Annotated in this window: 16 protein-coding genes; 6 read left to right on the forward strand and 10 right to left on the reverse strand. The window is 59.0% G+C overall.

The annotated features are described in order from the left end of the window. Positions 1 to 40: 40 nt before the first annotated feature. The gene (locus tag B060_RS0109140) at positions 41 to 337 is read right to left on the reverse strand and encodes a 4a-hydroxytetrahydrobiopterin dehydratase (RefSeq protein ID WP_023447255.1); all 297 of its coding nucleotides are present in this window, start codon (positions 335 to 337) and stop codon (positions 41 to 43) included. 125 nt (positions 338 to 462) lie between these two features. Between B060_RS0109140 and B060_RS0109145 the strand changes: the two genes are divergently transcribed. Next, complete coding sequence (locus B060_RS0109145) at positions 463 to 2,355, forward strand: glycoside hydrolase family 2 protein (RefSeq protein ID WP_236621542.1); 1,893 nt, start codon at positions 463 to 465, stop codon at positions 2,353 to 2,355. 46 nt (positions 2,356 to 2,401) lie between these two features. Here B060_RS0109145 and B060_RS0109150 read toward each other — a convergent pair whose 3' ends face one another. The 5 genes from B060_RS0109150 to B060_RS0109170 all read right to left on the reverse strand — a co-directional run bounded on the left by B060_RS0109150 (position 2,402) and on the right by B060_RS0109170 (position 5,774). Then, complete coding sequence (locus B060_RS0109150) at positions 2,402 to 3,217, reverse strand: sugar phosphate isomerase/epimerase family protein (protein ID WP_018081477.1); 816 nt, start codon at positions 3,215 to 3,217, stop codon at positions 2,402 to 2,404. 48 nt (positions 3,218 to 3,265) lie between these two features. Then, a complete protein-coding gene (gene phhA / locus B060_RS0109155) occupies positions 3,266 to 4,159 on the reverse strand; it encodes a phenylalanine 4-monooxygenase (RefSeq protein WP_018081478.1) in 894 nt (297 codons plus the stop codon). Positions 4,160 to 4,229: 70 nt separating this feature from the next. Further along, positions 4,230 to 4,550 (reverse strand): winged helix-turn-helix domain-containing protein, encoded by a 321-nt coding sequence (locus B060_RS0109160; protein ID WP_018081479.1) that lies wholly within the window; start codon positions 4,548 to 4,550, stop codon positions 4,230 to 4,232. Positions 4,551 to 4,554: 4 nt separating this feature from the next. After that, positions 4,555 to 5,154, reverse strand: coding sequence for a hypothetical protein (locus B060_RS0109165; protein WP_018081480.1), 600 nt, complete (start codon positions 5,152 to 5,154; stop codon positions 4,555 to 4,557). A gap of 20 nt (positions 5,155 to 5,174) precedes the next feature. Continuing rightward, positions 5,175 to 5,774, reverse strand: a complete 600-nt coding sequence (locus B060_RS0109170; protein ID WP_035422875.1) for a hypothetical protein — start codon at positions 5,772 to 5,774, stop codon at positions 5,175 to 5,177. A gap of 266 nt (positions 5,775 to 6,040) precedes the next feature. Between B060_RS0109170 and B060_RS0109175 the strand changes: the two genes are divergently transcribed. Continuing rightward, complete coding sequence (locus B060_RS0109175; RefSeq protein ID WP_018081482.1) at positions 6,041 to 8,131, forward strand: prolyl oligopeptidase family serine peptidase; 2,091 nt, start codon at positions 6,041 to 6,043, stop codon at positions 8,129 to 8,131. A gap of 64 nt (positions 8,132 to 8,195) precedes the next feature. Here B060_RS0109175 and B060_RS0109180 read toward each other — a convergent pair whose 3' ends face one another. The 3 genes from B060_RS0109180 to B060_RS0109190 all read right to left on the reverse strand — a co-directional run bounded on the left by B060_RS0109180 (position 8,196) and on the right by B060_RS0109190 (position 11,543). After that, positions 8,196 to 9,392, reverse strand: a complete 1,197-nt coding sequence (locus B060_RS0109180) for a hypothetical protein (protein WP_018081483.1) — start codon at positions 9,390 to 9,392, stop codon at positions 8,196 to 8,198. 76 nt (positions 9,393 to 9,468) lie between these two features. Further along, positions 9,469 to 10,617: a hypothetical protein gene (locus B060_RS0109185; protein ID WP_164468319.1), complete on the reverse strand. Its 1,149-nt coding sequence runs from the start codon at positions 10,615 to 10,617 to the stop codon at positions 9,469 to 9,471. 14 nt (positions 10,618 to 10,631) lie between these two features. Next, positions 10,632 to 11,543, reverse strand: coding sequence for a response regulator (locus B060_RS0109190; RefSeq protein ID WP_018081485.1), 912 nt, complete (start codon positions 11,541 to 11,543; stop codon positions 10,632 to 10,634). 173 nt (positions 11,544 to 11,716) lie between these two features. Here B060_RS0109190 and B060_RS0109195 point away from each other — a divergent pair, with 173 nt between their 5' ends. The 4 genes from B060_RS0109195 (at position 11,717) to B060_RS0109210 (ending at position 13,744) form a co-directional block, all read left to right on the forward strand. Then, a complete protein-coding gene (locus B060_RS0109195) occupies positions 11,717 to 12,106 on the forward strand; it encodes a hypothetical protein (RefSeq protein WP_018081486.1) in 390 nt (129 codons plus the stop codon). A 96-nt stretch (positions 12,107 to 12,202) separates the two neighbouring features. After that, on the forward strand, positions 12,203 to 12,613 hold the full coding sequence (locus tag B060_RS24150; RefSeq protein ID WP_018081487.1) for a hypothetical protein: 411 nt from the start codon (positions 12,203 to 12,205) through the stop codon (positions 12,611 to 12,613). Positions 12,614 to 12,618: 5 nt separating this feature from the next. Further along, the gene (locus tag B060_RS0109205) at positions 12,619 to 13,407 is read left to right on the forward strand and encodes a 3-hydroxybutyrate dehydrogenase (RefSeq protein WP_018081488.1); all 789 of its coding nucleotides are present in this window, start codon (positions 12,619 to 12,621) and stop codon (positions 13,405 to 13,407) included. 118 nt (positions 13,408 to 13,525) lie between these two features. After that, positions 13,526 to 13,744: a hypothetical protein gene (locus B060_RS0109210; protein WP_018081489.1), complete on the forward strand. Its 219-nt coding sequence runs from the start codon at positions 13,526 to 13,528 to the stop codon at positions 13,742 to 13,744. 138 nt (positions 13,745 to 13,882) lie between these two features. Here B060_RS0109210 and B060_RS0109215 read toward each other — a convergent pair whose 3' ends face one another. Then, complete coding sequence (locus tag B060_RS0109215) at positions 13,883 to 15,757, reverse strand: ABCB family ABC transporter ATP-binding protein/permease (RefSeq protein WP_018081490.1); 1,875 nt, start codon at positions 15,755 to 15,757, stop codon at positions 13,883 to 13,885. Between the last annotated feature and the right edge of the window lie 15 nt (positions 15,758 to 15,772).

The following is a 15,772-nucleotide window of genomic DNA, read 5'->3' on the forward strand; positions in this document are numbered from 1 at the left end:
CTACTGTCAGAAAAATAAAAATTAAATGCTTGAGTGGGACTTATACGCCGCTTGCAGCGCTGTCGATCTGTCTCGCCAGCTCGATGTCGCCTTGGGTCAGGCCATGGGAATCGTGGGTCGTCAGGCGAATGGATACGGTATTATAGACATTGGACCATTCGGGATGGTGGTCCATCCTGTCGGCCACTTCCGCCACCTGGGTCATGAAAGCAAAGGCCTGGCGGAAATCCTTGAATTTAAGGTCGCGCGAGATGGCCTTGGCTTCGTCATCCAGCGTCCATTGCGGCAGATCGGCTGGCAAGGCGGACAGTTCGGCAGTTGTCAGGACAGGTCTCATCTGGGCATCTTGCGCCCCTTGGGACCATTTAGCAAGCTGCGGGAAAAGCCGGTTATGCGGCATCTTGCCACCGGTATCTTTAAGGGTTAGCGTCCTGCCAAATATAAAAGACGAGGGAGATGACCATGCGCCGCCACAAGCCCCTGTTCGCCGCTGTTTTCACGATTTTGATAACCACCGCCCCCGTCATGGCGGCACCGGCCAAACCTGCCGATAATGCGGCCTATGCCGCTCTGGTGCCGCAGTTCGTGCTGGTCAATGCCGACCGGCGCGACGTGCTGTCGCTCTCCGGCCCATGGCATTACAGCGTCGATCCCTACAAGGATGGCATGGCCGATTTTCACGGCAAGCCCTATGACGTCACCAAGGGCCGCGGCTCGGACGTCAATGTCGAACAGGCGATGAAGAACGATCCCGATGTCTTTTACGAATACGATCTGGCGCGCGCCCCCGTAGGCACCGTGCCCTCGGCCTGGATCGGCTACAGCCCCGAACTGCGCTACTACAACGGCCTGATGTGGTATCAAAAAAGCTTCGATGCGCCCGCGAAAGCGGGGGAGCGCCAGTTTATTCGCTTCGCCGCCGCCGACTACAAGACCATGGTCTATCTCAACGGGCACAGACTGGGCGAACACGAAGGCGGCTTCACCCCCTTCTCATTTGAAGTCACCGGCCTGTTGCGCCCCACAGGCAACAATCTGGTCGTCGCGGTCGATTCCGAGCGCACGCCGGATTCGGTGCCAACGCAGGTCACCGACTGGGAAACCTATGGCGGCCTCATCCGCGACGTGACGCTGGTATCGACGCCGCAGACCTTTATCGACGACGATTTTATCCGCCTGACCACCGATGGCCAGATCAAGGCCGATGTGGCGCTGGAAGGTGATGCCAGGGCCGGACAGGCGGTCGAGGTCAGCGTGCCAGCGTTGAAACTGACGCTGAAAGGCACCACCGGCGCCGATGGCCGCGTCTCTTTAAGCGCAGCCGCACCAAAAGGCCTCAAGCGCTGGTCACCCGACACGCCAACGCTTTATGATGTCACGGTCAAGGCCGGCGCGGACGTGCTGACCGACCGGATCGGCTTCCGCACCATCGAGGTCAAGGGTACACAGATCATCCTCAATGGCCAGCCGATCTTCCTGCGCGGCATCTGCCTGCATGAGGAAGAGTTCGGCCCCAATCCGTCGCGCCGCATCACGCCGGAGGCTTCGCGCGCCCTTTTGAGCGAGATCAAGCATGGCCTGAACGGCAACTATGTCCGCCTGTCGCATTACCCGCATTCCGAGGTCACGACGCGCATGGCGGATGAAATGGGTCTTCTGGTGTGGAGTGAAATCCCGGTTTATTGGGCGGTGAAGTTCGGCAATCCCGACACGCTCAAAACCGCCCAAACCATGCTGGCCGAGAACATTCTGCGCGACCGCAACCGCGCCTCGGTCGTCATCTGGAGCGTCGCCAACGAGACGCCGATCTCTGATGCGCGCAACAGTTTCCTGACCGCGCTCGCGCGTGAAGCCAAGGCGCTCGATGGCTCACGACTGGTGTCGGCGGCGCTGCTGACCGGTACCAAGACGATCGATGGTCATATCGACATCACCATCGACGATCCGCTGATCCACGAACTCGATGTCATGGCGGTCAACACCTATAATGGCTGGTATGGCAATGCCAAAATCGCCGATGTACCGGCCACCGTCTGGCATTCCAGCTTCAACAAACCGCTAATCCTGTCGGAATTTGGCGCCGAGACTTTAGCCGGCGTGCATGAACCGGAGCGGCAGGGTCGTTTCACCGAGGAATATCAGGCGAAATACTACGTCAACACCTTGGCCATGGCCGACAAGATCCCCTTCCTCGCCGGCCTGTCACCGTGGATATTGAAGGATTTCCGCTCGCCCCGCCGTCAGAACACCTGGCAGCAGGGCTGGAACCGTAAAGGTGTGGAGTCGGAGAACGGCGAACGCAAGCAGGCATTCTTTGTGCTGAGCGATTATTACTGGAAGAAGGCGGGGGAATAGGAAGAAATTTATCCTCCCCCGCTTCGCAGGGGAGGATTAGTCGTCTCTATCCCTTCAAATTCTTGATGCTGGTCGTGATGCTGGCCCAAGGGTCGGTGGGGTTATCGTGCTCGACATAGCCGTATTTGACGCCAATCTTGTGCGCCAGAGCCAGCACGGCGGCGTAATCGATCGTGCCTTCACCAACCGGCGCCATACCGCCATCAGCCAGTTTATCCTTGAGGTGCAGCAGGCGCACGCGGTCGCCGTGCTCATGCAGCACATGGACCGGATCGTGGCCGGCGAAGCTGGCCCAATAACAATCCAGCTCGAACGTCACCAGCGCCGGATCGGTGTTTTCAAGCAGGATATGGAAGGGCATCTCGCCTTCCGGCGTCTTCTTGAATTCAAAATCATGGTTGTGATAGGCGAAGCCCAGACCGCGCGCCTTGGCGAGTGTACCCCAGGCATTCATCTTGTCCGCCCACGCCTTCCAGCTCCCGCGGTCTTCTGCCGGCAGCCAGGCCAGCACGGCATAATCGGCGCCGAGCGCGGCCATATCATCGAGCGCGGCTTCCGGACGGCTTTGCCAGTCAGCCAGACCGATATGCGACGACGGCGCGGTCAGGCCGATATCGCCCAGCTTCGCTTTTAAGTCCTTGGCTGCCATGCCGCCGAAGCTGATGGTTTCGACCTGATCGAAACCGAGCGCCTTGACGCGCTTCAGCGTGCCGAGCGGGTCGGCGGCGAAGGCATCGCGCACCGTGTAGAGCTGGACACCGATCTTCTGATAGGGCTGCTTGATGGCGGCCGCGTGCGCCGAAGCGCCGACCAGACCCAAGGCCGAAAAACCGGCCAGCAAATGACGACGATTAAGTTCCATGATGTTTCTCCCGTTTTGCAGGTTAGAGACCACGGGACGGCAGCGCTGTCAAATGCTCAGAAGCGCCTTGTGATAGGCGCCGGTGCCGCAATGGAACACACGGTCTTGCGGCAAAACCTCTGACAGCTCGTAATCCGGTTCGGCCTTGAGCCGTTCATAGATCGGCGCGAAATCTGTATTGGCCATGTCGAACAGGGTATCGATCGACGGCATGATGAAATAGGTCTCCTGGAACTCGTCGATGCGGTAGTTGGTGCGCATCACGCGCTCCAGATCGAAGCCGATGCGATTGGGCGAGGCATCTTCCAGCGCAAACCGCGTCTCGGTAAAAGAGGACAGGATGCCGCCGCCGAAGACGCGCACGTCGTTTTTCTCCTCGATCAGCCCGAACTCGACCGTATACCAGTATAGCCGCGCGATCCGGTCCAGTTCACCGAGGCGCATCGCCTTCAATCCACCTTCGCCATAGGCCTGCATGAAGTCGGCCATGACCGGATTGACCATCATCGGCACGTGGCCGAAAATATCGTGGAAGACATCCGGCTCCTGCAGATAGTCGAGCTGGTGCGCGTTGCGGATAAACTGCCCGGCCGGAAAGCGACGATTGGCCATATGGGTGAAGAAGACGTCGTTTGGCACCATGCCCGGCACCGCCACCACCCGCCAGCCGGTGCGCTTTTCCAGCGCATCGGACAGGCGATCGAAATCGGGGATGGCGTCGGCGGTGATCGGCAGGTCGGCCAGCCCGTCGAGATAGTGCTGCGAGGCGCGGCCGGACACCAGCTTCATCTGGCGCTCAAAAAGCGTCTTCCAGGTGGCATGCTGTTCGGGGCTATAGGCTGCCCAGTCCTGATCAATAGTCCAGTCGGCACGTTCGGGCACATAGCCGCCGACAATACCGTGAAGGTCGGAATTCGGTTTCTCATCCTGCAAGTCCAACATGGGCGCTTCCTCTTTTATCCGAGTGTAGCGCCGATGTGGTTGCAATTGAAATGATTATTTCGTGAAGCCGTCAGCCACCACTGTCCGCGATCAGTTTGCGCATGGCGTCGAGATATCCGATATAGGCGGTGCGGCCGGCATCGCTCAGGGTCACCGTCGTCTGGGGCTTCTTACCGACAAAGGCCTTGTCTATGGCCACATATCCCGCCTCTTCCAGCTTGCGCAACTGTACCGAAAGATTACCGTCCGTCGCCTGGAGCCGGTTCTTAAGCAGGGTGAAATCCGCCGATTCGGCCGTCGACAAAAAAGCCATGATGCCCAATCGCAGGCGCCCGTGGATGACGTCATCCAAAGCCTCGATATTGAAGTCAGAATCTGGTTCTTTTGCCATGAGCTTACGCCTTTTCAGCGCGCATCAACACTATGCCCGGCACCATGGCGAAAAGGAACAGGCAACCGGCATAGGCCAACATCTGTATAGGTTGCCCCGCCAGCAGCGAGATCGCCGGTGCGGCAAGGAAACAGCCCAGACTAACCATTTTCAGCCAGCCCTGCCCCGACATCAGGGCGCTGACCCACCAGCCCATGCCGTACATCAGCAGGATAACCGGCGCTATCAGATAGGACATGGGCTCAACGGTTTTGTAGATATTGGCTATCACCGCGATGCAGACGATAAAGGCGACAATGCCCAACCCGACCGCCGACCAGGCCGAAGCGGTGGCGCGGTTTCCAACCGATCCCCTGACACGCAGCCGGTTAAAGCCGAAAACCGTTGCCAATATGCCAAAAAGCACACTGGCGCCCAGCCAGATAAAGGCCGACATCCCCGAGGATTTGGGCAGCCAGCCCATGATCATGGCATATTGAGCGATCGCTGCCGCACCGTAGAGCAAACCGGCCCAGAACAGGGTGGCGCCGTTTTTCAGCGGTCCGCGGCCACCGGCCTCCGCCAGGGATTTCATGTAGTCAATATCGGATTGCAGATTGGACATGGCGTGTGTTCCTAAAGAATTTAGTTGGCGTTCTGACGCAGCATGAGCGCAAGACCAGGCAGGACAGCGAAGAAGGTCAGGCAGACGGCATAGGCAAGCGATTGCTCCGGCTGGCCGGCAAGCAAGGCAAGCCCGATAGCGCCGGCGAAGCAGCCAAGCGACAGGAGGTTGGGCCAACGCTTGCCAGTCATCAGCGCCGCCACGCGCCAGCCGATGCCATAGATGGAAATGGCGACGGGCGAAATCACAAAGGCGGCTTCCGCACCGGCGCCGAACCGGACCATCATGATCATCAGGGCGGCGATAACGACGGCGGCGCCGATGATAAGGGTGCCCCAGACAGCGCGAAAACGTTTGACCGACGGCCGTTTCAGCACCAGCGGATCACTGCCGACCTTGAAGACAAAACCGAACATGACAAAAATGCCGCTCGCCCCCATCCAGATCAGGCCCATCATGGCGGGATGCAGCAATTGGACATGTCCGGTGAGGACAAGATACTGAGCAAGGCTGGCCAGTCCGTAGCTCAGACCGGCCCAGAACAGCATCCCCCCATCCATTACCAACATTTCTGAGGACGGGCTGGCAGATGTATCAGCCGTAAGGGAAAGAGATGACATCGAGGGCTCCTGGAAGAAGATTTTGATTTTGCAGTTGCGACCAAAATACATAAAACACTTTATTTTGTAAAGTTCTTTTTTGAAGCCGATTTATGACTCTTTTGTAATCTTGCCAAGCGCCACAAAGCGGCTAGTTTCACCTGCAATTTTCAGCATCCGAAAAAAGGTGGGGCTCCCCGATGCAAACTTCCCTCAAAACCTTATGTGTAACCACGGCGATCCTCTCCGGCCTCGCCCTTACGCAACCCTCCGCTTCCTGGGCTCAAATGACCACAGTCGCCAAAACCGTCGCCGACAATCCTAATACTGCTGCTAAGGATGCGCCCGATCCGCGCGCCTTCCTCGATGAGATCGACGGCGCGGACGCAATGAAATGGGTGCTGGCACGCAACCAGACGACACTCGACCGCCTGTCGAAAGACCCGCGCTTCGCTCAGAACCAGGCCGAGGCCCTCGCCATTCTGCAGGCCACCGACCGCATCGCCGTGTCGAACTTCGCCCATGGCGGTCTGGTACAGAATTTCTGGCAGGATGGCGAACATACCCACGGCATCTGGCGCCAGACGACCTGGGACAGCTACAAGACCGCCACACCCAAGTGGGACACCATTCTCGATATAGACGCGCTCTCGAAGGCCGAGGGCAAGAACTGGGTGTGGGAAGGCGCCAACTGCCTGGCGCCCGACTATACGCGCTGCCTGATCGAACTGTCCGACGGCGGTAAGGACGCCATCATCGTGCGCGAGTTCGACATCACCACCAAGAGCTTTATCAAGGGCGGTTTTGAGCTGCCAGAAGGCAAGCAGAGCATTACGTGGCGTGACGCCGATACGGTCTACATCACCCGCGAATGGCAGCCGGGCGATGTCACCGAGTCGAGCTACGCCTATATCACCAAGTCACTCAAGCGCGGTCAGTCGCTTGATCAGGCGGTCGAAATCTATCGCGGCGAAAAGACCGATGTCAGCGCCGGTCGCACCGTACTGCGCGATGTCAGCGGTGCCTATGTGATGGACTATGCCTATCGCGGGCTCGACTTCTTCCACAGCCAGCAACTTTTCTATGTCGGCGACAAGCCGGTCGAACTGCCCCTGCCACAAAGCTCGAACTTCGCCGGCTTCATGGACGGCCAGGCCATCTACACGCTGAAGGAAGACTGGACCTCGGCCGGCGGCAAGGCTTTCAAGAGCGGCGCCGTGCTGGTCTTCGATCTGAAAGGGGCCCTGGCCGCCCCGGCTAAGCTGGAGCCCACCCTCTTGTTCCAGCCGGACTCGCACCAGTCGGTCGAAGGCATCAGCCAGACGAAGAACCGCCTGATCCTGTCGCTGCTGTCCAACGTCACCGGCGAGGTGTGGAGCTATGAGCACAAGGCTGGCAAGTGGTCGGCGAAAAAGCTCGACCTGCCCGCCAATGCGGCGCTCGACCTGGCCTCGACGGACGATCAGTCCGATCGCGTTCTCATCAATGTGTCGAGCTTCCTGATCCCTTCGACCCTGATCAATGTCGATGCCGCGACGGGTCTCGTCGAAAAGATCAAGTCATCGCCGGAACGCTTCAACGCCGCCGGCTTGCAGGTGCAGCAATACTGGGCCACCTCGAAGGATGGCACCAAGGTGCCTTACTTCCTGATCGCCAAAAAAGACATCGCGCTCGATGGCACCACCCCGACCATCCTGAACGCTTACGGCGGCTTCGAGGTCTCTTCGACCCCCTACTATTCAGGCACGATCGGCAAGCTGTGGCTGGAGAAGGGCGGCGCCTTCGTGCTGGCCAATATCCGCGGCGGCGGCGAATTCGGCCCTGGCTGGCATGAGGCCGGTCTCAAGACCAAGCGCCAGAACATCTATAACGACTTCCAGGCGGTGGCCGAAGACCTGATCGCCAAAAAGATCACCTCGCCGCGCCACCTCGGCATAATGGGCGGCTCCAACGGCGGCCTGCTGATGGGCGTCCAGCTCACCCAGCGCCCGGATTTGTGGAATGCCGTCGACGTGCAGGTGCCGTTGCTCGATATGGTCAACTACACCAAGATGTCGGCCGGCGCCTCGTGGCAGGGCGAATACGGCGACCCGAACGATCCGGTCGAAGGCGCTTTCCTGCGCTCGATCTCGCCCTATCACAACGTCAAGGCTGGCGTCGCCTATCCGGAACCCCTGTTCGAGACCTCGACCAAGGACGACCGCGTCGGACCGGTGCACGCCCGCAAGATGGCCGCACTCTTTGAAGAGATGGGGCTGCCGTTCTACTATTATGAAAATACCGAAGGCGGTCATGCGGCAGCCTCCAACCTGCCGGAACGTGCCCGCAGATACGCCATCGACTATACGTATTTCATGCAAAAGTTGATGGATAAGTAGGTTCTGTAAAAGCAGAAACGACGCAAAGGCTCGCCGTCATCGGCGAGCCTTTTTTGCGAGCGGACTAAGCCCGTTGGCGCATCTCGTCTTTTTTCATCGCGTTGAACAGCCCGCTCTCAAAATCGACCAGAATGTCGGCGAACTCGATATCCTGCAACGGCTTAGCGCCCTTGCGATTAACGCGCGCCATGCGGTAGCGCCAGAACGAAGTGATGTGGTTGAGCGTACCGATCTTCAGGCCCAGTTCGAGAAACAACTCGGAACCGAACAGCAGGAACTGCCGAAACGGCTCCGGATCGCGCCGCGCCGAAAGGGCGTGATAGACCTTGTCGTAGTGGTCGAGGGAAGCACGTGCCTCCCTGATCTCCGCCACGATCGCCTTGGCGATACGCGGACGCGCCTTCTTCAGATAGGTACGCAGCGAATCGTCATGGCCGCCACTGGGGCGATAACCGCCGATGCCGGCCAGCACATCGCGCAGGCCATCCTGCAGTTCGGCGTGGCACCATTTGTAATAGAGAAAGCCACGCCAGCACATGATGCCTTCCTGAAACTCCTCGTCGCTCATGCGCAGGGTCCGCTGCAGCGGCGCCAGGGTTTGGGTCAGCTTGTCGGACAGGATCTTGTTACCCAGCTTGGTGGCGCCCTTGCCATCCTTGCCGCCGCCAAAAGCGACATTGACCAGCTTCTCGATCTCGCGCGCCGTAAAGGCGGTCATGGATCTTAGGTCGTGCGGTGAAATCTGGAAATAGACGCCGGAAGGATTGAAACCCGCCTTGTCGAGATGTTCACGCAACAAGAAGGGATCGAGCGATGGCAGATCATCGAGGCACCGCAGCACACGGGCGTCGCGGTTCTTGCCGATATCTTCGATACCGAGATAGCTGCGCATCAGGGTTTCATAGCCGGTCTGGCGCACGAATAAGGAGCGTCCGCCCAGGCGCAGGTCATAAGAATCGTAAGGCAGGATGATCTTGGTCACCGTGCGGCGGCCGTTGGGAAAGAGGTCGCGCTCGTCCAGCCGCAGGGTGTGCTTCATGATGAGGGCGCGGTTCAGCGCCGAGTGCTCGAACAGGGGCTTGGCGTTATAGTCGTCGCTGTCCTTGTAGGCCGTGTAGAGCTTGGCCAGGTTGAGGATACGGCACGATGACCAGGTACGGTTCAGATTGGCGAGATTGCGGATTTCCCGTGTCGTTGAGAAATCGCTTTCGCTGGCGGCCACGGAGATGCCGGCGCTGAAATCGGTGCTGGACTTGATCATCGGGTACGCACCTTCATCTGCCGCGACGACGCGGCATTACGGGATGGAAAAAGCGGTACACGACGACATATCCGACTCATGTCCGGGTATCGTATTGCGCGACCGCCATCAGCGAGTCTTCAAAATCCATAAGGATATCGCCATATTCGGCCGGCGTCAGACGTTGGGTCAGCATCTGCTGCCCCATCCGATACGACCAGAACGAGCCGATATGGCTAAGGATGCCGATGCTTTCGCCCAGTTCGTAAAACAGGCTGGGCCCATCGAGCAGAAAACGACGGAACGGGCCGGGGTTTGAGGCATCGACGAGCGCATGATAGGCGGTATCGTAAACACCGAGCGTGCGGCCGACAGCGGCGACGGCATTGACGATGCTTCGCGCCAGACGCGGACGCGTCTCCTTCAGGTATTCGCGCATGCCTTCATCGCAGGCACCGAGCGGCTGATAGGTGGCCAGGCCTTCCAGTACGCGGCGCATCTCTTCCTGCAACTCGATGTGACGCCACTTGAAATAGAGAAAGCCGCGCCATGAGAAAATGCCATCGGAGAACTCGTCGTCCGACATGCGCAGAGTCGCCTTCAGGGGCCACAGTTCCTTGTCGAGTTCGTTGGCGAGAATTTTGCCGGCCAGCTTGATAGCCGCACCGCCGCTCATCGAACTTGAAAAGGCGGTACGGACCAGGCGTTCGATTTCCTCGTTGGCAAAACCGATCATGCGCTGGATATCATAGGGCGAGATTTTCAGATAGCAGGCGCCGGGGCGATTGCCGTGGCGCGCCAGATGTTCGCGCACCAGGAACGGATCGAGCGACGGCAACTGATCAAGCAGCTTCAGCACCTGCACATCGTTGCTGGAGGCGACATCGTCGGTATTCAGATAGGCGCGGCAGAAGTGCTCGAAACCGATCTGGTTGACCATGATCGAACGACCACCAAGCTTCAGATCGTTGACGTCAAACGGCAGGATGATCTTGGTGGCGGTGCGGCGGATGCGCGTAAACAACTCGCGCTCATTGCTGCGCAGGGTATGTTTGACGAGGATGCACTTGTTAAGCTGGGAGTCGCGGAAAAACGGCTTCAGCTGGTAATCTTTTTCGCGCGCCGAGGTGGCGTAAACCTGCGACAGATTCAGGACGCGACTGGTCGAGGCCGTATCACCCAGATTGGCCAGGCTGCGGACATCGCGGTTGAAATTGGTCGTGCCTGGACCGGCAGTCTTATCCATGACAGCAAACGCATTCATTGTGACACCTTACGATTGGTTTTACGCTTGTTGACGAGAGTATTGAGATGTTTGACGATATTGACCGCTTCGTCCGGGTCGGCGTGCGGTGTTTCGTTAAGACGGATCAGAGCGTCGAGGTGAACATCGAGCACCTCCTCTTCAGCCTGCTCACCGAACAGGTGGACATAGGCATTCAGGGACTTGGTGGCCTGCTCGATCAGACGCATGCGCAGGTCATGCGCCAAGGTCTGCGTGTGCACCAGCCGCACGACCACCTGATTGATCTGATCGCGGTTAAGCTTCTGCCCTGGCGTTCTGCGCATCGCGCCGCGGAGAGCTTCGATCTCGGCGGCCATAGGATTTTGGAGGACTTTGGCGGCCTCATCGGCATCACCTTCACGACGCAGAAGGCCGGGATGCAGGGCCGACTTGCGGCGGCGGCGATCGGGCCCGACAAAATCTGGCGCGGCGACGAACTCGCGTTTCTTGACCAGGGCCGAGGATATCGCCTTCAACAGGGTGGAGGTCGAGAACGGCTTGACGACAAATTCGTTGATGCCGGCATGGCTGGCCACGGTAACGTCAAACACACGCTGGCGCGCCGTCAGCATAACAATAGGCAATTGCGGATTGGGGAAGCGCGGATCTGGCTTGAGCGCCGCCTGGCGAATATGGTTGACCAGCTCGATGCCGGACATGCCAGGCAGTCCCCAGTCGAGCAGCAACAGGTCGGGCCCTTGAGTCTGGATATGCTCGATCGCCTCTTCGGCGTCACGAGCGAAGCTGAGATTGCTGAAACCGGCGGCGCGCAGGAGCTCCATCACCAGACGGCGCGAGGCATCATTGTCCTCAACGATCAACAGGCTCTTCGAGGCGCAATCGATCTTGCGCAGCAGCCTTGAGGTCTGTGAATGCACTGTGCTCATATGTTGGATTTTTTGTCCCTTAACCCGTCACCGCAGCCACCCTAGCGCAAAGGCCTTAACTTGGAGTTGATTTAACGCATTGTTTTTATGGTTAATTTTTTGTTTACCCTTACGGTCACGCGCACAGATCGATTAAACCGCCCCTTAACCTAAGCGTGATATCCTTATGCATCATGAGACGCAGACACCTCCTTTTCCTGCTGGGCGCCTTTATCAGCGCACCGGCTTTCGCCAGTGAGCCCAAGAAAAAGGGCGGCGGCGCCGGCTATACGCAGTTTCCGACCATGACCGTCTTTACAGAGGCCAGTAAGCGTAAGCACGGCACGCTGAGCGTCGACATGGGCCTTTACAGCGAAGATGAAAAGCTGGTGGAGCTGATCAAACTGAACCAGCCGCGCCTGCAGGACGCCTATCTGTCACGATTGCAAGCCTACGCCGGTACGCTGAATGCGCGGTCTCTGGCCGATATCGGCTTCATCACCACCCAGCTCCAAAGCGCCACCGACGCCATTCTGGCGCGCAAGGACGCAAAGGTTTTGCTGGGCTCGGTCATGCTTAACTAGGCCAGCAATTACAATTTGCACGCAGGTGCGAAAGCGGCCATAGTTTTGCGGTATTCGACTGTCAGGGTCGAACTGTCTTCTAAGGAGACCCGCAAAATGACCACCCCCTCCCCCTTTGAAAATGGCCTGCGGCTGATGGCCGATCAGCAGCAGCGCGCCGCTCGCAGCCTGATCAACCTGATCGAAATGATCAGCACCACCTCGCACCGCTACGCGCAGGACACCACCGCCTTCACCCAGGAAGCCCTGGCCCTGATGAACGAGGCGGCGAAGAAACAAGACCCGTCGGCGATCGCTGAACTCCAGAAACAATGGGCCGCCACCTGCCTGAAATATGGTCAGGACCAGACCAAGGCAACCATGCAGTTCGTCGAACAATGCGGCAAGCAGGCGCTCACCGTCGCGGCGCATGTGCCACCGGAAACGCCCGCAGCAGCACCATCACCGGAAGCGCCGCCCGTAAAGGCGCCCAGACCCGCCCCGAAATCTAAAAAGACACAGGACTAAATATCATGACCGATCTCCACGGTAAAACAGCGCTTGTCACCGGTTCCACCAGCGGTATCGGCCTGGCGATCGCCAAGGGCCTGGCCGCGGCCGGTGCCAACATCATGCTGAACGGCATGGGTGATGCGGCCGCCATCGAGGCCGAACGCGCCGGACTGGAAAAGGACTTCGGCATCAAGGCGCTGTTCAATGGCGCCGACCTGACCAAGGCCGATCAGATCGCCGGCCTGATCAAGGAGATCGACGACAAGCTCGGCGGGGTGGATATCCTGGTCAACAATGCCGGCATCCAGCATGTCTCGCCGATCGAGGACTTCCCGCCCGAGAAATGGGACGCCATCATCGGCCTCAACCTGACCGCCAGCTTCCACACCACGCGCCTGACCTTCGCTGCCATGAAAGCCAAAAAATGGGGCCGTGTTGTCAACATCGCCTCGGCGCACGCATTGGTGGCCTCGGAGTTCAAATCGGCCTATGTGGCCGCCAAGCACGGCTTGCTCGGCTTCACCAAGACCATCGCGCTCGAAGGCGCGCAGTTCGGCATCACCGCCAACGCCATCTGCCCCGGATACGTCCATACGCCGCTTGTTGATAAGCAGATTCCCGACACGATGAAGGCGCGCGGCATGACCGAGGAACAGGTGATCAAGGATGTGATCCTGGCGGCGCAACCGACCAAGCAGTTCGTTACGGTCGAGGACATCACCGCGCTAGCGGTCTTCCTGTGCTCCGACGCCGGCAAGTCGATCAACGGCGCGCCCTTGAGCATCGATGGCGGTTGGGTGGCGCAGTAAATTCAGCCGTTTATTTCGCACTTACTAAATTTTTATGGAATCGCACCCCCACCCACAGCGCTTCCATACACCCCCTCCGCCATAGTCCATCACGTCTTGGTGAGAAGGAATCACAACTATGCGCAATACTGTTAAAATCATGACCGTCGCTGTCGCGGCTCTCTGTCTGTCCGTCGCTGCCTGCTCGAAGCCGGCGGAAACCACCACGGAAACCTCGACTTCGACCGAAGTCATGGCTCCCGCAACCGACGCCATGGCGCCGGCTTCGGACGCCGCTATGTCGGAAGCGGCTTCCGCTTCGACGACGACCACAACGACGACCACGTCGTCGCACTAACAAAGACTTCGCGACTGTACGGGTTGCACAAGCGACCCGTATAACGACACAGGTATCCCTGACTGTGGTCGCGTTTCTTACAAAAAAACCCTCTCGCTTCTGGCGAGAGGGTTTTTTACTTGGCAGATACTGAGATCTTTACTCGACCTCTGCGGCCACTTTAGCCAGCGTTTCGCGGGCGGCATCGGCGGCGCGCTGACGTTCCCACATCGCGTGATAGAGACCCCTGAGCGCCATCAGGTCGGCGTGCTTGCCGCGTTCGGCGACGACGCCATCCTTCAGCACCAGAATTTCATCGGCGCCAACCACGGTGGACAGGCGGTGGGCGATGACAAGGGTCGTGCGGTTCTTCGAGACGTCATCGAGCGAGGCCTGGATTTCACGCTCGGTATGGGTATCGAGTGCTGAGGTCGCCTCATCGAGGATAAGGATCGGCGGCGCTTTTAGAAGCGTGCGGGCAATGGCCACGCGCTGCTTTTCACCACCGGAAAGCTTGAGGCCACGCTCACCCACCTCGGTCTCGTAGCCCTTCGGCAGGGTGGCGATAAAGCCGGCGATCTGCGCCGATTCCGCCGCTTCCTCGACCTGTTCGCGTGACGCACCAAACTGGCCGTAGCCGATATTATAGGCGATGGTGTCGTTGAACAGCACAGTATCCTGTGGCACCATGCCGATGACCTTGCGCAGCGAGGCCTGCGTCACCGAACGCACGTCCTGACCGTCGATCTCGATAGAGCCGCTGGTGACATCGTAAAAGCGGTACAGCAGGCGTGACAGGGTCGATTTTCCGGCGCCCGAGGGCCCGACCACGGCCACCGTCTTGCCGGCCGGCACCTCGAAGGTGACGCCTTTCAGAATCTGGCGATCGGGGTCGTAGGAGAAGTGCACGTCCTTGAAGGCGATGGCGCCGTCACTCACCAGCAACTGAGCTGCGTCAGGCGCATCGATGACTTCGGCCGGTTCGTCGAGCAGCTTGAACATGGCTTCCATGTCGATCAGACCGGTCGAGATTTCGCGGTAAAGCGTGCCGATGAAGTTGAGCGGAATCGAAAGCTGGATCATGAAGGCGTTGATCATGACGAAGTGGCCAACCGTCTGCCGGCCTGTGGTCACTTCCCACGCCGACATCAGCATCACGATGGCCATGCCGATGGTGAAGATCACCGCCTGCCCGAGGTTGAGCCAAGCCAGCGAGGTATAGGTCTTGATCGCGGCCTTTTCGTATTGCGCCGTCGCCTTGTTGTAGCGGTCGGCTTCCTGCTGTTCGTTATTGAAGTATTTGACGGTTTCAAAATTGAGCAGCGAATCGATCGCCTTCGACATCGAATCCGTGTCGGCGTCGTTCATGTCGCGGCGGATGGCGATGCGCCAGTTCGAGGCCACGATCGAGAACCAGACATAGATGACGACGGTGACGGCAACGACGACGACGTACCAGATGTTGAACTGATAGACGAGGATGATCGAGGTCAGGATAAACTCGATCAGGGTCGGAATGCCGACCATCATGGTCAGGCGGATAATGGTTTCGATGCCGGACTTGCCGCGTTCCATGACCCGCGACAGGCCACCGGTGCGGCGTTGCAGATGGAAGCGTAACGACAACTGGTGCAGGTGTCCGAAGGTGCGGTTGGCCAGGCCGCGCACGGCGTGCTGCCCGACCGCGGCGAACAGGGCGTCACGCACCTGATTGAAAACGTTCGACAAAAGGCGCGCCACATTATAGGCGACCACCATGATGATCGGTGCGGCGATCATCAGCGTCCAGAAGCTTGGCGGAGCCGTAGTGACCGGCGCAGCCCCTGGTGTCAGCGCATTGACCGCCCACTTGTAGGTGAACGGAATGATGACCGTCACCACCTTGCCGATGAGCATGCACAATAGCGCGAAAATGACCTGAAGCTTCAGGTCGGCGCGGTCCGAAGGCCAGAGATAGGGCTTGAGAAACGCGAGGGTTTCGGAAAACTTGCCCTTGGATTTCGGCAGGGGCGCCTGAGCGGGAGGAGGACTCATAAAAAACGGTCTTTC

Origin of the sequence: Asticcacaulis benevestitus DSM 16100 = ATCC BAA-896, assembly GCF_000376105.1 — a bacterium.
GTDB classification, from domain to species: Bacteria; Pseudomonadota; Alphaproteobacteria; order Caulobacterales; family Caulobacteraceae; genus Asticcacaulis; species Asticcacaulis benevestitus.